Below are 20,382 nucleotides of genomic sequence, written 5' to 3' on the forward strand. Positions count from 1 at the left end.
GTCATGCTCCCGCCCGGAAGGATCGCAGGGTCTCCTTCATTAGCCAACGCGTCGAGCCGCCGAGGATTTCGGTCTCGGTGACGACGTAATAGCCGCCGCCGAACCCACCCGGTCTGTCCTGATCGGTCACCAGAGCCCATTCGAAGCCGAACGGCAGCGCCGACTTGCAGACTTTCTGGATCAGAGATGCGAGCGCCGAAACGTCGACCTCGTGACCATGTATATAGGCGAGCTGTCCCTTGCCGACGGGGTCGTCGTTTATCGTGAGGTCCGCGTCGAGGCAGGGAAAATCCGGATCGGACCAGAGGGCACGGAATGTCACGAAAGGATCGTCGTTGCCGGGCTGCGGTGGGAAGGTTGCCCTGAACAGACTGCTGCGAGATGCATAAAAGCTTCCTGCGGCCTCAAGCCCTTCCTGTGGAATGCTGGCGTAGCCGGCTGATATCTCTGCGGCGGTCTCGAAACATTCTTCGAGCAACGCGGCCTCGTCGGCCGTCACTGGCACATTGAACGCCGTTTCCAGATAGGTGTTGGCCATCTTGTGTCTCCCTGATGGCGATGTCGTGAAGGGCGAACGACCGCTCGCGAGACCCGCGGTGGCGAGGGTAATGGACACGCCGCTCGGGCAGCGCCGACCGCTGGAAAGATGCACGTCGAGCATGCCTGGCGGCAGGCAGGCGGGCATATCCTGCGGTGGCGAAGGGGGATCGGTGGCGGCACTATATGCGTGAAGATCGCGAGCGGCTGTTTTCGCGGTGGATATGAGTGGAAGTTGCCTTGCTCGATCGTGATCGGGTCGGTTCCGAGCAGCCGTTTCAGGCGGTGGTGATCGCGGGCGCCTCGTCGTTACTCGCAAAGGCAGCGTCCACCTGGTAGTTCATGGCGCGCACGGCGACGGTGCGATCCTTGGGGATCAGCCAGGAAACATGCTCACGCATCGCCTCGCGGATCCGCTCTATGATCGCGGCGTCCTCGCCTAGCAGCAGCAGGTTGGCGGCAAAGCGCGCGTGCATTTCGAACGACGCCTGTTGGGTGTGATAGCTGTCGGCATCGCTATCTTCATCGGGATAGAAGCAGGCGCATTCCAGCAGGGAAGCAAGGCCGCCGGGCGTGATCGCGCAGTCGGTGCCGAGCAGGATGATGACCTCCTCGAGATCGGTCCAGCAATCGCCGGGGACGATCAGAAGATCGGCGGGCAGCGCGATAATTTCGGCGGGGGCATCGGAAAAACCCCTTTCCTGGACGGCAAGTTCGAGCGTGATTCCATCGACGCGTCCGGAGACAAGATTCGGCGGTAGCTGTGTGTCCGCGGCATAGTCGAGGACATCGCCCTCGCCTCGTTCGATCCGGAAGGAATAGCCGAGGGCGCGCGGCAAGGCGTCATACCAGCCGTAACCTGCAAAATCGTCGACTGGGTGGACCGGCGTCGCGCCGAGCGGCCGGCCCGAAGCGATGGCTCGGCCAACGCATTGTTCGATATGGGGCTGGTCCGTCGGCATCAGGATCATCGGCTCGCCGGCCACCCTGTCGCCGAGCAGAATACCGTCCGTCTCCGCGGTTCGGGGCGTCCAAGCGTTGAGCCAGGGCGCGGCTTCGGGCAAGGTCACACCCAGCGCCATCGCGCGCTGCCAATCGGCGTGGGAGAGCCGGTGGTGGCCTTCGCGGGCAATCGTCCGGAAGATCGCCGCCTCGCAGGCGTCAAGCAGCGCATCGAGGGCGGCGTTCTGCACCATTTCCTTGCGCGCAGGGAGCACGAGCTGGAGCTGGGGCGCGTCGACGATGTCGACCTTGGCATACCAGCCGCGACCGCCGTCGGCGTCATGGATATGCGGCAGGCGGCAAGGAACGGTCAGACCGTGGAAGTTGATCCGGACCTTTTCGCGGTTCAGAAGATATTCGTCGACGAAGATGCCAATGCGGCAGCCCTTCCATTCCTCGACGCGTTTTGCTTCCCGTAGGAAGCTCTCCTGGGGCTGCCTGTGTTCGCCAAACCAGATTGGCACCGGGCAGAAGCGCGCGACGTCTTTCACCGCCTGTTGGAGCACGTTTCCCCAGCTTTCCAGCATGTCGATCTCGATTTCGGTGCCCTTGCAGAGGGAAGACGGGATAAGGTCGAGGGGCTTACCGTTTTCCCATGCGTCGGGGGTGATGGTCGCCTGCCAGGCCGCACCCAGTTCGGCTGCGTGGGAACGCACGGTGACGTGGCGGCCCGCCAGACTGAATACGCCCATGCCTGCCGGATCCTCCGAGCGGGCGGTGTCCTCGTTCCACCCGGAATCGCCGAGCGTGAGGAACTTGGCCGGTTCGGCAATGCCGCGCCCGTCGTCGCGTATGCGGAGCACCGGACGGTCGTTCTTCTCGATTCTGGCGATATCGATACGGGTCGCGCCGGCGCGCCTGCTGTTCTGGATTATCTCGGCCAGGCAGTCGGACACGCTTCCGTTGAAGAAACGCCCGATTTTGGTGATCAGGGACTGACCGACCGTCGTCTTGATCGTGGCAGGAAAGGTCATGGAGGCCTCCGAATTTGCAGCGACATCCTCGTCGCAACCATCCCCGTCCTTCTCCCCTCCGGTCTCGTCCGCCTCGTCGCAGGAATGGCCAGGCTCGTGCCGAAAACAGGGATGGCACGGGTCAGACCAGTCGACATGGCGGATGATCCAGTCGGGAACGAAATCCCAGTCAAAGCTCATCGCATAGTCGTCGGCGACCTTTGCCCAAGCCGCGTCAACGGCATCTGTCCAGCCGATCACGGTCATGCGCAGCGCGGCGGTACCGATGGCGTCGAAGGATTCACGGATGAGCAGCGCGCGTTCGATGTCGGCCGGATTGGTGATCGGACTGTCACGCAGGGAGAGCACCGCCTCCCAGAGGCAGGCCGCGGTTTCAAGCGCAAAGGCGCAATTGGAGTCCTGCATGATGCAAGTCCTTTCGCTTGGGGGAAAGTTCAGGCGGCGATGTGGTCTGAGCCTGGACCGGTAAGATCCTCGGTCGAGATTGCGCTGGGTGCGATCTGCGACGGTTCAAAAGACCATCGCTTTCGTCCGGATTCCGTCGGATGCGGGTCGGAGCGAATGCGGATGATCTTGGTCCGTACCTTCGCGGTGTCGAACGTGTCGTCGGGCAGATGCTCGAGCGTTTCCATTCCGTCGGTCTGAAATGTGATCGGCACGAGCGCGACCAGCGTCGGCGCCTCGCCATGTCCATGGGGGCCCATCAGGTCGCGAGCCGCCGCGATATGCTTGCGCACCTCGCGGAACGGCGGGTTCATGATGACGCGGGGAAACTCGACTTTCCCGCGTACCTCGACGGAATATTCGAGGAAGCAGCGGTTGATCACGGTCCCGAAACGGTGGAGCTGGGCCGCAAGCTTGATATGGCGCTCGACCTGGACGAGTTCGTAGCGGCTGTGCCCGCTTTCGATCAGGGCGCGCGAGAGATTACCGGTCCCGGCGCTCGGCTCGAGGGTCAGATAGTCGCCGACTTCGCCAAGATAGCGCACCATCCGCGCGGCGACATCCGGCGGCGTCACATGGCATTCGGTGGCGCTATCGACGGCGATGATCTCGGGCACTCGCGCGATCTCGACATTTGCGAAACCGGGCCGCAACTTCACCGTGATCCGCATCGGCCTGGCGGGCCGCGTGTAAACGCCCGGTTTCATGCCGCCGCCTCCTCGCCCGCCGCTTGGCGCGCGGCTGCTTCGAGGGTGTCGAGCTCGATCGGCAGGGGCTTGGTCGGTTTGTCGGTGATGACAAGAAGCGCGTCGGGCTTGTAGAATTCGGCGCCGATCGTCGAAATGCGGATGCGGGCGACCGGTTCGCCGGAGCGCACGCGTTCCTGTCTTTGCCATTCCGTCCGCACGCGGCGGCCGTCGGCGGCGATCGCGATCGTCTTGAAAGGGGCGTAATCCCCCTTTGAATTGGCCGAATAGGTGGCCTGGGTCGTCGCGTAGATCGAGTTGGGCTTGGCCGCGCTGTGCTTGCCCTTGCATGCCGCGACCATGTGCAGGTTCCATATCGTCTGCAGTTGCTCGGCCTGTTCCTGTGACGGATTGATCAGCGGCACGGCGTCGGGCTTGGCCGAGGCGCGGCGCGCCGTCCTGGCGGGCACGGTGTAGCCGCTGTCTTGCATCAGGTCGCGCCAGCCATCCTCGCTCAAGGCGAGCGAGGCTTCCGGGGCGATATGCGCGGGAAGCGGAACCGGGCTTTCAAGCCGGAAAACCCCCGCATGGGGCACTGTGCATTTCGGGCCTTCGGCGCCCTGCTCGCGTGCGAACGCCTGGATGATGACCGGCGTAAGCTCACCGTCATAGCGCGGGATGTCGCCGAGCATGGAACGCTCGAATGCCAGACGGTTCAGAACATGCTCGATCCAGCGGCGGCGGATCGGGCCATTGACCGCGAGGGTTGCCCCTTCGATGCACGATTGCCGGGCGTCCGCCGGCGTGATCTCGCCTTTGTCGACTTTGTAGTAGAGATCGTAGTTCGACCATGTCTTGCGCGTATCCATGTTACCGAGCGCATGACGAATCTGTTCGTCGGTCGTGAAGCGATCCCAGATCGCCAGCGCCGCATGCGCCGTGTTGATACCCCGTTGCAGGTCTCGAAGCTCGGCCAGCAGGGTTTTGATGCGGTTGGCACGGGTGCGCGGATCGTTCTTCATGTTGGCGAAGCGCTCGACGCCGGTGGCGCGGTAGAGCCAGTAGGTCGCGGCCTTTTCCGCGCCGGTCGACGCGGTCATGGCGGAATGCATGCGCTCCTGCGTCTTGCGCGCGCCGCGCTCGCTATGATGACCGACAAGGATCGGCTGCCCCATATGGAAGGCTTGGGAGAGTTCGTCAGCGCGGCGCGCAAAGGAATTGGCTTGGGCATGGCGTTTGTGCGCGAGACCGTCGAGCCGTTCGGCCTTGATCGCGGCGCGTTCGGCGAGCGTCATCTCTTCGGGTTCGATTTCGCCCGCCAGTTCGACGGCAAGGTCCTCGCGCTGCGGTGTCCATTTGGGAGCGACGAAAAGCTCCTGCTTCGGGGCCCATTGGAAGCCCGCCTCCTTGACCCGTGCATAAGTCTCGGCGTCGAGACGCGACGACGCATAGAGGCGGATCTTGTTGTCCTCGGGGCTGTATGTTGCGGTGAAGCTGGTCATTGATCGTCCTTTCAAGGGGCAGCGGCCGCCATGTGCCGGGGCCAAATCGGTGCATCACGCCGATGGGAGATCGGCGCGGCTGATGGCTTGAGGATCTGAGCGATCGCCTGGCGGCGAGCCGGCGAACTGGTCGGGCGGGAACCCGAACTTCAGGCAGGGCTAGGAAAGCCGAAGTGTCTTTTCGTCCGGAGTTTCGATATGGACGTAGCGCTTGCCGCCGCTGCGGCGTTTGCGAATGCGGCCGTCCACGAACGCATCGGCCCATCGCTTTGCTTCGGCTGCGCGGGCGCCATCGGAGCATTCATCGGCCTGCTCGAAGAGCGCGTATGCGAGGGCATATTGCTCCCGCTGCGGGAGGGCGAGCAGCGCCGAAGCGATCGGCAAGGCGCTTTCGTAGAATTCGAGAACATGACGGCCACCGCCATGGTGCATCAGGATCGCAAGTCGGCCTCTGCTCCCGATGCCCGTTGGTCGGGCAATCCGCACGTCGTGGGATGCGTAGGTGACCGAGACGTGCGAAGTTTCGGATTCGCCGCGATGGAAGACGCGGTCGTCGCGGCTGGGAAGCGGATGGGCGAGGACTTCATAGCCGTCGAAGTTCTCGACCCTGCGGATCAGATTATGTCCGATAACGGTCATGACATGGATACTCCGGTTCGGGATGGCGGAAGATTGGTGCCGAGTGTCAGGCGGCACGGCGGCCATTGGCGTCGCGAAGTCCGAGATCGAAGGCGGTGAGGATGTCGAGATCGGGCTCGAGTCGGTCGAAGGCGCCCGTAAGGTCGTTGATGGCGATCCAGGTGAACGCATCACCGGGATCATCATCGAGCTGGAACACGATAGGCAGCGAGCCTGCGGTCATCTCGGGGAAATTAGCCCGGATGATCAGTGTCTCGATCCGGCGCCCGAGGAGACCGATGCGGGGAGCAAGCCCGTCTCGCTCGGCATGTTGCATCTCGAAATAGCGCACTGGCGCCAGCAGAGGGGCAATGCGAACGCATGGGACGCGCCCGACGCATTTCGGGCCGGAAACGGTACCGGCAAGCGCGCGGCGTTCGGCGGATACCGTGTCGGCGGGCACCAGCGCGCGATAGACATAGTGCGGTAGCGTCCCCGCAATGCGGGAACGGGTGACGATGATGTCCATGGTGGATCTCCTTCAGGCGACCAGCAGCGTTGCCGCGGCGTCCGATTGGGGAAGATGCAGTTCGCGACGGATGCGCGCCGCGAATCGCACCGGCTGGACCAGCTCTTCGACCGACGCCCAGTGGTTGCGATCGCCGACATAGTCCCGGCGGCCGGTAACCTTGCGGAACAGCACCTCGCGGCCACGCCCCATGACCCCGAGGCTGAGCTGCACGTAGATGCTCGCGCCGTGAAGGGTCACTTCACCGCTTACCGCAATGCCCGCGCGGTTCGAACGAAGGTCATAGCTGTCCTCAGCGAGCCCCAGCGCGTCGGCCAGCGCGCGCAATGCCTTGCGACCGTCGCTGTGGAACAGCTTCTTCGCGGGTTCGTCATAGGCGACGCCCTTGTGGGCCAGCGCGATCAGCGCGGGCTTGCGCCGAATGTTGGCAATGGCGTCGATGCAGGCACGTCGAAGTTCGACATCGGAATCCTCGATCTCCGAGGCGATAGCGCCGAGGTGGCGTGCGAGCAGGATGACGGCCGGATCGCTGTCTTGTGGTCGCCCGGCGTTGCGGCAGTCCTCGATCGCGGCATTGAGCGCGAAGAGGGCGGTTGCCAGGGTAGGAAGCGCCGAAGGGTCGAGCGCCTGCTGGTGCCGAAAGACCAGATCGTAGGACATGGGGATTTCTCCTGAGGTCGGGACGCATCTTCACGCCCGCCCCAATCCCCTCCCCCTTCCCTCCTGTCAGGCGGTCACCACTCGTCAGTCGGTCACCACGCGAAACATGGCAGCCGGTCGGTCGTCGAGGCATCGCGGTCCAGGATCAGATAGTTGCAGCCCCGATCCCGCGCGAATGTCAGCGCATGGAAAAGATCGTCAGGGATCTCCATATGGTCGCCGAACGAGGACAATTCCGCGCAGATGAACCAGCCATAATGGGTGGCGACGACGTTGACGGGGCGATCGGACGGGTCGACTCTCATCCAAGCGTCGATCTTCAGTGTCGTCCGCCATGAAAGGTGGCTCGATGACAGAGCGAGATAGTTTCCGATTTCGAGATGTTCGGGATCGTATCCAAGGTCCGGTTCGATCCACTCCATGCGGCTGATCAACTGGTCCTCGGGATGACGATTGAAGTAGTCGCGCACAACGATGGAATCGTCGAGGCTGGCGGGATCACGGTCGTCGTTGATCGCATTCCATTGCGAGCGGCAGAATGCAGCGACCTGGTCTAACAGCCCCTTGTGGCTGACCGCGGCTGCGACGCTGGTCCCGTGACAATGGCCGATCATGGCGAGATAGACGGGAACGGGCCACGGAACGATCGTCTGGCTGATTTGTCCGATGGCGGCTTCAATATCGACGATGAGATCGGAGATTGCGCCGGAGGTTTCTGCAAGGGGCGCGAGGGCAGTCTTGGCGCGCGCCAGCAACTCCAGGTGCGCGGATCGTGTTTGGTCGACCACGGGTCTATCCTTGCTGATTGGGGTTAGCGATTGAGCTGGGAGGCACTACATTTCTGCGCGCCGGCGGTGTGCGATGGCGACGACACCGGTATCGGTGCCGATTACCGCGTGTTCCGGAATGAGGTCCTGCGTTCCGGCGATCAGGCTGCGGAGACGGCCGGGGCTGGCAGCAACTCGCCCTGATTTTCGCCAAGGCCGATCAAGGGTGCGTTGTCGTTGCCAGGGTCGAACTCGCCCTTGGTGCTCGCGAGCTCGGCTTCGAGATCAGCCAGTTCCTGGAGTTTCTCTTCGAGCAACGCGGTGTCGGAGAAGTCCTGACCGAGGCGCGCCTCGAACGCCGGGAGGCGTCGCTCGGCGGCCTCGAGGCTTGCTTTGAGGTTGGCGAGTTCGGCGTCGAGATTGCGAATGGAGGATTCGATACGGCCGACCACCGTGCCCGGTCGTGTCTTCTCGGTGATTTCAAAGCCGCGATGCTCACCATGATGTTGGATGACGGCGGCGCTCGAGATACACCGCTGGCCTTCGTCATCTCTGTCTTCGGCGCCCAGAATTTCCAGCTCGAGACCGTTGAAGGTTCCGAGCAACCAGCGAGCCGGAGCGCTGCGCAAGCGCATCTGGTTGGCCAGGCGGAGGATATGCTCGCCGACGGCCTTGCGATCAGTCATGGTCCTGCCATCTGTCTCGAAAATGATCGCATCATCATCGGTAAGGACGCGCTGCGCGATGTCGGATTCCAGCAAGGCGATCTGCCGGCGGCCGCTCTCGATTTCATCGGTCGTTCGCCTGATCGTCCTGCGGATATTATACTGGTCGTCGATGTGGGCGTCGCGCAGTCGCAGGAGGCGCGCCACTTCGGCGTCGAGCCCGGCCTTCTTCATCAGGCGGTCGTCGCCGGACGCAAGCGCCTTCGCCAGCGCGAACTGATTGACGTTGGAGCCGACGTCCTCGATCCGGCGGATGGACCGATCGCCCGACATGGCCATGGCGATGAAGCGCGCCTTGCGTTCGAGCATCTGCCAGTTGGTGGCATCCATCGAGCCGCTGGTCGCGTAGCCATAGAGCTCGATCTCGTCATTCTGGTTGCCCTGGCGCTCGATTCGGCCCTCTCGCTGCTCGATGTCGGAGGGCAGCCAAGGAACGTCGAGGTGGTGCAGGGCTATCAGCCGCTGCTGGGCGTTGACGCCGGTTCCCATGGTGGCAGTCGAGCCAAGGACGAAGCGCTTTCGCCCCTGGTTCAGGTCGTTGAACAGGCGCTGCTTCGCGCTGTTCTTCTTGTAGTGCTGCATGAACGCGATCTGGTCGGCTGGGACGCCCATCTCGACCAGTCGATCGTGGATCCAGACATAGGCGGAGAAGCCGCGGGTTTCGAGCGCGGCCTCGGTGCCGAGATCGGAGAAGATCATCTGCACGGCTCCGGGAAGCGGATAGGGCTTGCCGGTTTCGGGATCGGTGTAGCGCTTGTCGCTCGTCTCGCGCCAGATGCGGTAAGCGTTTTCGATCAGGAGGTTGAGCTTGTTTCCCTCCTCGTTCCCGACGACAGGGTCGACGAAGCGCAGATCGATCGCTGAATGCCGGCCGTCGGTGATTACCGACAAGAGGATATCGTCGCCCTTCTGCGGGCGGCCGCTACGGGTCTCGATCGCCTTGATGCGCTCGGCCAGCACGCGCTGATAGGCTTTGAAGGGTGCGCCGGACTTTGCGACGATGATCTTGCGCTTCCCGCCCATGATGGCCGGGAGGCGGACATATTGGCGCAAATCGTCTTTCAGCACGACATCCGCGACGCTGCGGTACATCGCCATGAGGTCGGCGACGTTCACGAATTCGCAGAAGCGGGTGACGGGCTTGTAGCTGCCGCTCGGCTGAAGCTCGAGTTCGGTGCGCGTGTCGCCGAAGTTCGCTGCCCAGGCGTCGAACTCGTGCATGCCTTTCGCGTGGAGTTCGTCGGGCTGCATGAACCGCTGGAGCGTGTACATCTCGCCCAGGGTGTTGGTGATCGGCGTGCCTGACGAGAGGATCAGTTCGCGTCCGGGATTGATGCCGGCCAGATAGCGGGTCTTCACATAGAGGTCCCAGGCGCGCTGCGAGCCGGCCGGATCGACCCCCTTGAGGTCGCCAAGATTCGTGGCGAAGGTGAGCTTGCGGAATTGCTGCGCCTCGTCGACAAGGATCTGGTCGATGCCGATCTCGCCGATATGCACGAGATCGTCCTTGCGGGCCTGCAAATTTTCGAGCCGCTGCTTGAGGCCTTCCTTGAGGCGCTCCACGCGTTTGCGTGAGACACGATCTTCCTGCTCGATGCCCGTGATCAGCACCTCGTAGCTGGCGAGTTGATCCTCGATGAGGCGCTTCTCGAAGGCGGCAGGCGTCGGGATGAACTTGAACGCATCATGCGTGATGATGATCGCGTCCCAGTTGCCGGTCGCGGCGCGCGCCAGGAACCGCTGGCGCTTTTCCTTCACGAAGTTTGTATCGTCGGCAACGAGTATCCGTGCCGTGGGATAGAGCATCAGGAATTCGCGCGCGATCTGTGCCAGGCAGTGATTGGGCACCGCGATCATCGGCTTGTTGGCAAGGCCGAGACGGCGCTGCTCCATCACGGCGGCGCAGAGGCTGAAGGTCTTGCCTGCCCCGACGCTGTGGGCGACGTAGGTCGAGCCCGCGGCGACGATGCGCCAGACGACGCGCTTCTGGTGGTCGCGCATCCGGATCGTGGTCGAGGCGCCCGGCAGCTTGAGATGCTTGCCGTTGAAGGTGCGGGGCACGAGGTTGTTGAAGGCGTCGTTGTAGATTCGGACCAGGCGGTCGGCGCGTTCGCTCTCTTGCCAGACCCACTTTTCGAAGGTCGACTTGATTGCCGCGAGCTTCTCCTTGGCGGCCTCGGTATCGGTCGTGTTGAGTTCGCGCCGCTCGGAACCGTCCGCATCGCGGTGGATATCGTAGATCTTGGGGATGTGGGAGTTGAGGGCGTCTTCCAGCAGGTCGGCAGCGCCACGGCGCGCAGTGCCCCAGATCGAGGTCGAGCTGACGTGGCCAAGGAACGGCGCCTTATCGACTGTCCAGCTCGCGACCGCCACGGTGTGATGGATGCGGGTGGTGACCTCCATGGTCTCGGCGATGAACGTCTCGATGACGTCGACCGGAATCCAGGGAGCGCCGAGGCGCGCGGTAATCTCGCTCGGCTTGAGGTCGATCGGCTGGACCGCCTCGAGCGCGGTTGCGGTGACAGCGAACCGCGGATCGGTTTCGGCCTTCTCGCGCGCCAGAGCGAGCTTGGTACGGACCGGACCGGAAAGTGCTTCGTCGGCCGGCACCCAATGGTCGAAATGCGGCGTGCTGCGGAGCGGATCGAGATAGACGTCGTCCGCGAGGTCCGCGAGCGCTTCTGCTTCGGTGACGCCGAGCAGGCCGGCGATCAGAGGAATATCGACCCGTCCGCGATCGTGGAGCGACAGGGCAAGGGCGTCCTGAGCCGAGTGGATTTCCTGGACCATCGGCGGCTTGACGACGCGTTCGGTGAAGATCGCGCCTGGGACGCCGGCATCGCTGGCTTCGTCGTAACTCTCGATCGAGGCGACCAGCCAGACGTCGGGGTCATCGAGAAAGGGCTGAAGGTTCGGACGCCGCTGATACTCCTTTTCAGCGCCGGTCTCCGGATCGGTGCGGATGCTGGTGATCGTCCGGTTGATCGGCCCGTGCTTCTTGATGAAGTGCCGATAGTGGTTGAGCAGCGTTTCCTGCAGACCGGCATAGGGCTGGTCATTGAGCTGCGCGCGCAGGATCGAGCGAACGGTATCCCGGATGGGGATCAGGCCCCTGATGATGTTGGCGTGCTTCTGGAACAGGCCGGTGTCGCCGCGGCCGGTCTTGACGCTGACTTCGGCGGGAACCCCGTCGACGATCTGGTACAGGATGCCGCGCGAAACGAGATAGCTGCCTTCCTTGAAGTCAGCTTCGTCGGCCGCGGTGCCGACTTCCACATCGACGGCGATATCGAGCCGTTCGCGCAGTGATGTCGAGCGAGCGAGCGCGCTGTAGGTGCCCTCGTGCTTCGACGCGATCGCCGAAAGAGTCGACGCGAGCATGGTTTCCAGTTCGATGCATGGTTCGGCCGCGCAGGAATATTCCATGCCGAACTGGCCGCTTCGCCATTGATGGACCCCGAGAGCGTGATCGGGATGGTCGAGGAAGTAGCTGTTGATGCGGAGCGGCCCGAAGCCTTCGTCACTGTCGGGGATTTCGGCGAGGTCGATCCAGTTTCTTACGACGCATGGCGCACCGGGCGCACGCTTCCGGAAGAACAGGATATCGACGACGACGTCTGTGCCGGCCTCTTCCTTCATGGCCTTGCTCGGGAGGCGTACTGCCCCCAGGAAGTCGGCGATGGACTCCATATGGAGGCGGGCTTTCGGGTCGCTCTTGTCCAGCGAATATCGCGAGGTCACGAACAGCGCGATCCCGCCGGGACGAAGCTGCTCGAGTGACCTTGCGATGAAGAAGTCGTGGAGCGAGAGGCCGAGGCGCCCGAGCGGGCTCTTGTTGTGGATGGTGAGGTTCGAGAATGGCGGATTGCCGATCGCAAGGTCGAAGTCCCCCGGCAGCGATGCCTTGTCGAAGTCGACGCACCGGATGAACTGGTTTGGATACAGCGCGCTCGCGACGCGGGCCGTCACGGGGTCGTTCTCGATGCCGACGAAGACGGTGTCGTGGGAGAGATCGTCGGGCCGGAGCCCCATGAACAGGCCGCTGCCGCATCCCGGCTCGAGGATCTGCCCTCCGGTGAAGCCAAGGATGCGGGCCGCTTCCCACATTGCCCGGACGATGTATTCGGGCGTGTAATGGGCATATTGCGTGGCGCGCTTGAGCGACTGGAGTTCCTGCTCGGTCGTTTCGGCAATCAGTCTCCGGCCGAGATCTTCCCAGCCATCGCGAAACCCGTCCGAACTATCGGCGAAGATGTTGTTCGCAAGCTCGGACGCGCCGAAGCCGATGAATTTGGCGATGCGTTCCTGCTCGGCGTTGGTGGCCGGTCTCTGCTCGCGGTCCAGAAGGTTCAGAAGCCCGATCGCCTCGATATTGTCGTGCGCGCGACCCTTCCAGCCCGGCGCCAGGGTCCGGGGTCCGGCGAAGGAGAAATCAAACGACGCCGCGCACGACGCGGCGGCATGAGTGTTTGCCGCCGGCACGAAGACCGGTGGCTGCCCGCTGTCACGGGCGATGGCCTCGCTGGCGAAAGCGACGATCTGGTCGAAGTCGAGGCTGAGCTGGAGAGCCAGCGCGGATGCACTGTTTCGCATCGGGTGCTTCCTTTTCTGGGGGTCTCGCGGGCGCGGCGCGGCAAACCGGACCCCGCAGGAGACCGGACCGCCGCAGGGCGCGAGAACTGGGAGACGGAAAGGCGCGCTTCGATAGCGCCGAGACTGTTAGCTGTGCCCCGCGGGAGGGGCGTTGATCGTGTCAGCGCGCTGAGAGGAGCAGGTCCAGGGCGCGGGCGAGAACGGCTTCGCCGGCATCGTTGACGATGACAGCCTCGGGGTTTGTGGCCCGCACGGCGCGCGCGATGATCGCCAGCGGCCGCTTGCGCAGCGGATATTGCAGGATCTGACCGTTCTCGATCGTGATCAGGTTCGTGCGGAGCAGGCGCTGTAGTCGGCGCCCCTCGCTCCAGCGAGCGAGCAGATCGCTCACCTCAAGTTCGAGATCATGATCGCAGGTGAAGTCGTCCAGGGCATGTGGCGGCCGGTTGGCCTTGAGCCAGGCGTCGACATCGGCCTCGGTCCATCGGCCAACCCGATGATAAAAATCCGCGCCGCCCGTGCCCTGGTTGCGGGCATGGAAGGCAAGTTCGCCGTCGATCCAGATTTCGGCGGTATAGGCGGCAGTCTCCTGGGACAGCGCGGCGCTGTAGTGGACCTTTCGCAGTTCGATCTTCATGAGGCAGGCTCCTGACCGCTCCATCAAACGGAGCCCCTTCCCCCCTCCCCCTTCCCTCCATTCGATCAGGGCGGGCCATCCTGCGCGTCGAGCCGGCGGTAGTCCGGGCCGTAGGAGCAACTATTCTCGAATTCGGGATCGTCCGCTTCGTCGACCAGATAGGCGGTGATCTCCTCGGCCGGCTGTGCGTCGAGTACCGCCGCAGCGCTGGGAAACAGGCGAACCGGGAAGATGCCGGTCCCCACGATCGCTTCGGCCTGACCCATTGCGTCCGCGTGGTCCCTGGCGATCACGGCGACCTTGACCCTGATCGTCGCATAGACATGGACATGGTGGAGCTTGCTCATCCATCGATCTCCTCGACACAGCTATCGCCGTCGATGCCGAACGGCCCTGTATCGGTGTCGATCGGCTCATGGTCGGCGCTGTAGTCGTCGATCTGTTCGATCGTGGGAGAGAGCCATTCGACGAAGCGGTTGGCGCGTTCGCGCGCCTCGTCTGCGTCATCCGCATCGACGATTACCGTGATGAACGCCTTCACCTCGACCTCGTATCTAGGCATCGTCCGTCTCCTTCTCCTTGCCCCAGCGCTGGACCATTGCAGTCGCGACCTGTTCGACGGACACAATGCGGCCACGGTTCATCGCCGCGTCGACGGGTGCGCAAAGCACGAAGTCGACGTCAAAAGCGTCCTCGGGTTCGTACCAGGGACCAAAGCCCGGTTGCGTCTGGCCGGGCAGCGGTTCCTGGTTGCGCAGGGCGTTACGCGCCTGGCGTTCGATCGCGGCGAGATCGGCCTCGACCTTCGGTTGGGCGGCATCGCCGATGACGTTCACCTTGGCCGTCACCTCGACGAGCTCGGTGTGAAGATGGCTGGAGCGCATGACGACCAGCACTTTACGTTGGATCGTCATCATCATTGCCTTTCCGTGATCGGGCCGTCGACGGGATCGCCCTCGACAGTCAGAGGCGGCACGCGAAAATCGCCGGCGTCGAACCAGGCGACGATCGATTCGAGCGAGCCGAGCCGCTCGGCGGTGCCTCGGTTCATCACGACATGGCCGGCTTCGTCGGCCGGATAGGATGTAGGCTCGCCTTCGCCGGTGAAGACGACGCGCTCGGGGTCCCACTCGCCCGGATAGCCGTCACACGAGCGGACAAAGGGCAGCTTGAGCGCGACGCACGTGTCCTCAAGTTCCTCGAACCTTCCGCCGATCACTTCATGGGCGTAAAGATCGAGCGGTTTGCCGGGCGTGCGATGACAGGCGTCGAAAGGTTCGCCGCCCCATTCGATCGACAGGCGCTCGGCAAGGATGATCTCTGCCAATTCGTCATAGGCAGCGGAGGGAAGCGTCCCTCCCAGTCGGATGGACGCGGAAACACGATTAGCCATGAAGGCCTCCATAGGTTGGCCGCTCTCGGCGAGCGGCGGGCTGGGACAGAAGGGTGTTGGGTGCGGCCAGAGGAAGACCGCGCGTCAGCTCTCGCGGCCGCGCGTGACGGCAAGGTCGAGCTCGGCTTGCGAATGGGCGAGTGATAGACGCGCGCGTTCGAGGACGGCATGCGCCCGGGCGATCGCGGCAGCGCCGGTGCGGGTTGAGGACCGGCCGAGCCAATCGCCGCAGAAGCGGGCGACGAAGCATCGTCCCGGCGCGCCGCAATATTCAGACGCGATAGTATAGCGCCGATCGCGCGGCGATCGGACAGATTGCTGTCCTGGCATGGCAAGCTCCTGGTTGCGAAGAGAATTGGCAGCCTTCGTGTTGGGCTGGATCCCTGGCTGGCGGCCTTGAGCCGGGTTTGGGGTCAGCCGAGGCGGAGCGACGCGGCATATTCCCGCAGCAGGTCGGCCATCGCGCTCCGGGCATGGCTCTTGTTCCCGATCAGGATCTCGGGGTGGAGTTCCTGGCCGAGAGCGGTGCGGTAGCCGAACGCCGGTCCTCCGCTCGCATCTTCGACCACGATCCGGTGCCCACGCGGCTTCGCCGGCCCCGCATAGCGGGCGGTGAAGTCGCCGAGCCGTCCCGACAGCCCGACGGCCATCTTGCTCCAGCGGATATGTCCTGCGGCGAACTGATCGCCGGCCGCGCGGCCGCGCGCGAGCCAGTGGCGGAATTGCGCGCGCTGCTGGATCACAGAATTGCGCGTGCGCTCCATGGTGCGGGCAAGTGGCAGGACATCGGCGACGGCATCGATCCGGGCGAGTTCCGCGTCGTCGGCAACCACCAGGATATCGGCATAGTCGCCGTGGCGCAGCCGGTCGCGGAGCGCCTCGCCATCGATGGCCGCCGGACCGGTCGATAGCGACAACGACAGGAGCCCCGCTCTTGCGTCGATGGCGAGCAGCGTCGCGGCATCATGTCCGGGCCGCCCCCGCAGCATCGGGAGGATGCCAATCGTTTCCCCTGCGACCTCGGATGTCCCGAGCACGAGTAGGCGCCGATGCCATGAGGCCGGCGCCGGGATATCGGTCGGGCTCGGCCACAGGCTGGGAAGCGGCCGTGCAGCTTGCAGCTTGTCAGCTTGCACTGGCTCGGGCAGCGCGGCCGCGAAGGATCGCCGGGCAACGTCGAAGATATCGTCCGGTTGGCCGCCACCGTCCAGAAACCCATGGTCGTAGGCGGGGCGGCGTTCGTCCGTTCGGCCCGGGCTGGGTGGTGACGGCGGCCGCGACAGCCATCCGGCACGGGCTGCATAATGGCCGTCGGCATAGGAATGGGCAGCGTCCCAGTCATAGCCGTGAACGTCGCGGGCATGGAGGATCGCCACATAGCGGCTGTCGGTGCTGTCCTGTGCGAGCTTGCGTTCGACAAAGGCGAAGTTGGCGGCTCTGCGCTGCTGCTCGGTTTCCATGCTGATGGCCTCATGGAGCGGTCGAAGCATCCGCACGCGCTCGCGTGTCCGCGCAATCCGGGCCTCCAGCGGCGCGTCGTTCGGCAGATCGGGGAAGCATCGCCAGGCCTCGGCAATCGCCTCGGCGTGGTGGGCCGGGCGTCCGCGCGCCGTCCAGCAGGCCGGATCGCCGGGATCGAATTTGTCGGTCATGAGAGAGTCCTTTGCCCGGCCGGGACCGGCGTCACGCCGCCGCCATGAACGGGAAGCGCGGATGGGCGGCCGGTAGCTGCTTGGGATAGGGCTTGCGCGGGAGTGTCCTGCCCTGTCGGCGGGCCGCGCGGGTGAGCTCGAAGCAATAGGCGAACAGGCCGAGCGTTCGGTCCGTGACAAGGACGCGATTTCGTCGCAACCGCGCGAGCCAGATGTCGGGTTCCTCGGTCATGTCCGGGCGCGGTGCGCCGAGGCTGACGAGTTGGTCGATCGCGCCCGCCGCGCCACGCTCGCCGAGCCGGATCTTCGAGAGGGTGCGACCGGCAATCGGAATACCGGCGATGCGGTACGCCGTCCTGGGCTTGGTCATGCCCCGGAAAGCGCCGCTCAATGCCGCATAGCACTGGCCGATATGGCCGGCCTGAGGGTCCGAATAGGAGACTACGGATTCGATCTGCGGCCGCTCCCGGCGCAGTTCGCGCAAGGCCCTCGCGAGGAACCAGGTCTCGCCGTTGCCGGCGACGTCCGGCAACAGGAAGAAGCGCGCGAGCGTCGTACCCCGGGAGGGTTCGCTGAAGCCGGTATGCCGTGTGATGACGCTCGCGGTCGATGGCATGGCGAATACGGCGACGCCGACCAGGGCTGCCTGCTTGCCGAACAGGCCGACCGCGACCTGCGCGGCGGGATAGTTGGGGAGATAGTGGTGGGCGGCGACGAAGCGACGTGCCGGCTGGGGGTCAAGCTGATCGACGGCGAAGTCGCGGGGGTCGATGACTGTCAGGTCGTCGACGAAGCGCGCACGCCGGTCGCGCCAGCGCTGGCTGCGGGTGGTAAGCATGTTGGCGATCTCCCTTGGATCACCATTCCCCTCCCTCTCCCCTCCCGGCGGTTGAACGCGCCGGTAGGAGCGAGAGAGTCGCTCACCTGCTCCGGCCTTGCAGCAGCGCGTGAATCATCCTTGCTTCCTGCTTGCTGATCGGATGACGCCGGCGATCGCGCTCGATTTGCTGTTGCACGGCGTCGGCATTGTAGGTCGGCGAATTTTCCCTTGCCGGTGCCTCGGACCAACCGCCGGCGGCGCTGATCCAGACCATGCCCAGGGCACCGGGCCGCGCCTCGGCCTCGCCCCCGGCCTGCTCAACGGAAGGGCGGACGATCACGCAGCCGGGGTCATTGACCCGCTTTGGCGCTCGGCCGCCAACCACGATCAGATCGCAACGATCGCCGGGCAGATGAACCATGTCGCCGGTTTCGACAGCCGAGGCGACCTCGCGACCAATGGTATAGCGAAGCGTCCAGCCGTTCTCGGTGATGTGCGTCATGCGCAGCCTCCTTCTAAAAGTTTGTCGGGGTCCGCCCCCGGAGCTGTCCGGCGCGGAGCGGGGGCACTCGAGACAGCGAAAATCCCGCGTCGATGATGACGGATCGGGCGCTGCGCCTCACCCGCACGATGGCAGCGGGATTGGGACGGCCTGCCCGGTGGCGAGATTGATGAAGGCGCCGGCGCGGGCGATCGAACCGCGTCCTAGGAGATCGAATAGCAGCGAGAGAGCGTGACTCGCCAATACGCGGTTGACGAACAGGGACTGGCGCTCGAGCGCCTCGGCGACCGAGCAGGACGGTGCGTCGTCGTCTGCCGCGCTTTCGTCGGCGAGTTCCGGAAAATATTCGAGCACCGTCGGAAGACGCGTGCCGCCCTTGCCGTCGTCACGCCCAGGGCATCCGATCAGATATTGGCCATCGGTCGCGCGATTGCCGAGATCCATCCAGTAGGTTGGAGTGGCTCTGCTCTTCGCGGTCGCGGCGCCAAGAGCGCGCCGGGCCGAGGCTGTGTCGACGCAGGTGACGAGGATGTCCGCCTCTCCGACGCCGATCGCCGCCGGGGCGCGGCCATGAACGGCTTCCCACGACAGGCCATGTGCGAGGTTGATGCGTTCCGTCAGCGTATGCGCTTTCGAATGTCCGAGGTCGCATCGGTAGAAGGGTTGCCGCCCGAGATTGGCCTCGCTCACGGTGTCGTCATCGACCACGGTGACGTGCAGCGATCGGGACGAGATGGCCCGCAGCGCCGTATCGAGCGAGGCGAGCCCCATCAGCATCTGGGCACCGTTACCGCCGCAGCCGACAAGCAGAATCTTGATCGGGCGATCATCGAAGGCGGCTGGAAGATAGTGGCGGTCGCTGATGTCAGGCTGCATGGGACTCTCCTGAGAAGGGACTGCGCGGCAGGGGCACGAACATGCCGCAGGCGCAGAGGCGCGATGTGATCTGCGCACCGTCCGGCTGGTCGAGCTGGCCGACGACAAGTGCGATCTTCGTCGCAAAGGCGTCGTCGGCATTGTCAGTGGCGCTGAAATAGGCCGGTCCCGCTCCATGGCTGTGGATGTCGCAGATCAAGTGCCAGCCGGGCTGCAGGACCGGCGATCGATAGACGAGGCGCGATGGTGTCGCCTCCTCGATGCTGGGGAAGTGCAATGCGAAGGTTCTCGTCGCCTCGTTCCAGAGCACGAAGGCGGCCGCCTCGTTGGGGAGTGCCGCGCGGAAGTGATCAAGAATCTGCTCGAGAAGCTCGTGCGGGATCAGTCCGCATAGGAGGTCGGCCCTTGGTTCCCCCACGCTTCCATAGGGGACGTAGGCGGAGATCGGCGGCGTGACGGGAATATCGAGCGCGAGCCAAGGCCGGCGGAGGATGAGCATCACGCCATCGTTCCCGATCGCGAGGCCGTGTCCGGCGCGGGTGTCGCGGAGCGCGTCGAGGGCGGGCGATCGCCCATGGGGCGGGACCGGATGGCAAGGTATGGCGGCCAGCACCGCGGCCGCGGTCGGATCGTCGGCGAGCAAAGTCATCGCCGAACGCTCGCCGCAATGAGCTTGCCGACCGTCAGCGGGACGGCGGCCGCGCCCCGTGACCCCTGCCGGATGTGGAAGGGCCTGAGACGCTTGACCGGAAAGCGGGCGGCCCGACGGGCGGCGAGATCATCCCAGAGCCTGACCAGCCCACCCTTGCCCGTGACGGTCATTTCCTGGCCGGGATTGGGGTGCGTCGACCAGGAAGCGAACACCGCCTGCTCGAAGTCCGGAATGGACGCAATCGCCAGCGATTTGGGCTTCGGAATGTTCCCCCAGCAAAGCCGTCCATCGAGATAGACGTTGAGGACCGGCGAGTGCAGCAGCGCGGTATCGGCCGTGGGGCGTTCGTTTGCCGGAAGAGCATAGACGCCGAGATTGGACCGGGTGGCGACGAACAGGTGCGGCGGATAGGGAACCGGGAGGACGGTTCGCTCGGACAACACGCGGAGGCCGGCGGGAGGGTTCGACAGGGCGAAGTAGGCGGAACGCACCTGAGCCGGAATCCACCATGCGAGCAGGTCGGGATGGGCGACCAGGACGTTGGCCGGCAGCATCTCGGGCAGGACGGCCCTGCCCAGCGCCTCGGTCCATTGCCGCAAGTGCGCACGCGTCAACGGCGCTCCCGCAGCGATCGTCGGCTGGCCTTCAGCATCATGCTCGACCGCGTGGATGCTGGCAAAGGCCGGCGCATCCCGTCGCATCGCTCCGTGGGAACTGGCGGCGCGCGGCGCTTCTCGCCGGTAGAGCAGGATGGCGTTGGTCAGCGCCATGCCGCCGCCGCTCGGTTCGAAATGGGTGCTATGGTCGGGCATG

At 64.5% G+C, this 20,382-nt stretch carries 20 protein-coding genes; all 20 read right to left on the reverse strand.

Features of this window, described 5'->3' with window-relative positions:
• Position 1: 1 nt before the first annotated feature.
• The gene (locus tag PX554_RS19010) at positions 2 to 538 is read right to left on the reverse strand and encodes a hypothetical protein (protein ID WP_275504052.1); all 537 of its coding nucleotides are present in this window, start codon (positions 536 to 538) and stop codon (positions 2 to 4) included.
• A 277-nt stretch (positions 539 to 815) separates the two neighbouring features.
• Positions 816 to 2,918, reverse strand: a complete 2,103-nt coding sequence (locus PX554_RS19015) for an ATP-binding protein (protein WP_275504053.1) — start codon at positions 2,916 to 2,918, stop codon at positions 816 to 818.
• A 29-nt stretch (positions 2,919 to 2,947) separates the two neighbouring features.
• Positions 2,948 to 3,664, reverse strand: a complete 717-nt coding sequence (locus tag PX554_RS19020) for a methyltransferase type 11 (RefSeq protein ID WP_275504054.1) — start codon at positions 3,662 to 3,664, stop codon at positions 2,948 to 2,950.
• Positions 3,661 to 5,145 carry a DUF3560 domain-containing protein gene (locus PX554_RS19025; protein ID WP_275504055.1) on the reverse strand — a complete coding sequence of 495 codons (1,485 nt, stop codon included), beginning with the start codon at positions 5,143 to 5,145 and terminating at the stop codon, positions 3,661 to 3,663. The genes PX554_RS19020 and PX554_RS19025 overlap by 4 nt, the downstream gene beginning before the upstream one ends.
• A 159-nt stretch (positions 5,146 to 5,304) precedes the next feature.
• Complete coding sequence (locus PX554_RS19030; protein ID WP_275504056.1) at positions 5,305 to 5,850, reverse strand: hypothetical protein; 546 nt, start codon at positions 5,848 to 5,850, stop codon at positions 5,305 to 5,307.
• Positions 5,831 to 6,292 (reverse strand): hypothetical protein, encoded by a 462-nt coding sequence (locus PX554_RS19035; RefSeq protein WP_275504057.1) that lies wholly within the window; start codon positions 6,290 to 6,292, stop codon positions 5,831 to 5,833. The genes PX554_RS19030 and PX554_RS19035 overlap by 20 nt, the downstream gene beginning before the upstream one ends.
• 12 nt (positions 6,293 to 6,304) lie before the next feature.
• Positions 6,305 to 6,952, reverse strand: a complete 648-nt coding sequence (locus tag PX554_RS19040; RefSeq protein ID WP_275504058.1) for a hypothetical protein — start codon at positions 6,950 to 6,952, stop codon at positions 6,305 to 6,307.
• Positions 6,953 to 7,044: 92 nt separating this feature from the next.
• Positions 7,045 to 7,740, reverse strand: coding sequence for a DUF5983 family protein (locus PX554_RS19045; protein ID WP_275504059.1), 696 nt, complete (start codon positions 7,738 to 7,740; stop codon positions 7,045 to 7,047).
• Positions 7,741 to 7,880: 140 nt separating this feature from the next.
• Positions 7,881 to 13,037, reverse strand: coding sequence for a helicase-related protein (locus PX554_RS19050; RefSeq protein WP_275504060.1), 5,157 nt, complete (start codon positions 13,035 to 13,037; stop codon positions 7,881 to 7,883).
• 160 nt (positions 13,038 to 13,197) lie between these two features.
• Positions 13,198 to 13,674 carry a hypothetical protein gene (locus PX554_RS19055; protein ID WP_275504061.1) on the reverse strand — a complete coding sequence of 159 codons (477 nt, stop codon included), beginning with the start codon at positions 13,672 to 13,674 and terminating at the stop codon, positions 13,198 to 13,200.
• 65 nt (positions 13,675 to 13,739) lie between these two features.
• A complete protein-coding gene (locus PX554_RS19060; protein WP_275504062.1) occupies positions 13,740 to 14,021 on the reverse strand; it encodes a hypothetical protein in 282 nt (93 codons plus the stop codon).
• A complete protein-coding gene (locus PX554_RS19065; RefSeq protein ID WP_275504063.1) occupies positions 14,018 to 14,236 on the reverse strand; it encodes a hypothetical protein in 219 nt (72 codons plus the stop codon). Before PX554_RS19065 ends, PX554_RS19060 begins: the two co-directional genes overlap by 4 nt.
• Positions 14,229 to 14,594 carry a hypothetical protein gene (locus PX554_RS19070; RefSeq protein WP_275504064.1) on the reverse strand — a complete coding sequence of 122 codons (366 nt, stop codon included), beginning with the start codon at positions 14,592 to 14,594 and terminating at the stop codon, positions 14,229 to 14,231. The genes PX554_RS19065 and PX554_RS19070 overlap by 8 nt, the downstream gene beginning before the upstream one ends.
• Positions 14,591 to 15,079, reverse strand: coding sequence for a hypothetical protein (locus tag PX554_RS19075; protein ID WP_275504065.1), 489 nt, complete (start codon positions 15,077 to 15,079; stop codon positions 14,591 to 14,593). The genes PX554_RS19070 and PX554_RS19075 overlap by 4 nt, the downstream gene beginning before the upstream one ends.
• A gap of 401 nt (positions 15,080 to 15,480) precedes the next feature.
• A complete protein-coding gene (locus PX554_RS19080; RefSeq protein ID WP_275504066.1) occupies positions 15,481 to 16,719 on the reverse strand; it encodes a hypothetical protein in 1,239 nt (412 codons plus the stop codon).
• 31 nt (positions 16,720 to 16,750) lie between these two features.
• A complete protein-coding gene (locus PX554_RS19085; RefSeq protein WP_275504067.1) occupies positions 16,751 to 17,557 on the reverse strand; it encodes a Mom family adenine methylcarbamoylation protein in 807 nt (268 codons plus the stop codon).
• Between the two features lie 82 nt (positions 17,558 to 17,639).
• Complete coding sequence (locus PX554_RS19090) at positions 17,640 to 18,041, reverse strand: hypothetical protein (RefSeq protein ID WP_275504068.1); 402 nt, start codon at positions 18,039 to 18,041, stop codon at positions 17,640 to 17,642.
• A gap of 117 nt (positions 18,042 to 18,158) precedes the next feature.
• Positions 18,159 to 18,917: a PRTRC system ThiF family protein gene (locus tag PX554_RS19095; protein WP_275504069.1), complete on the reverse strand. Its 759-nt coding sequence runs from the start codon at positions 18,915 to 18,917 to the stop codon at positions 18,159 to 18,161.
• Positions 18,907 to 19,566 (reverse strand): PRTRC system protein A, encoded by a 660-nt coding sequence (locus PX554_RS19100; protein ID WP_275504070.1) that lies wholly within the window; start codon positions 19,564 to 19,566, stop codon positions 18,907 to 18,909. Before PX554_RS19100 ends, PX554_RS19095 begins: the two co-directional genes overlap by 11 nt.
• Positions 19,563 to 20,381: a PRTRC system protein B gene (locus tag PX554_RS19105; RefSeq protein WP_275504071.1), complete on the reverse strand. Its 819-nt coding sequence runs from the start codon at positions 20,379 to 20,381 to the stop codon at positions 19,563 to 19,565. Before PX554_RS19105 ends, PX554_RS19100 begins: the two co-directional genes overlap by 4 nt.
• Between the last annotated feature and the right edge of the window lies 1 nt (position 20,382).

This window comes from Sphingomonas pollutisoli (assembly GCF_029167165.1).
Taxonomy (GTDB): Bacteria; Pseudomonadota; Alphaproteobacteria; order Sphingomonadales; family Sphingomonadaceae; genus Sphingomonas; species Sphingomonas pollutisoli.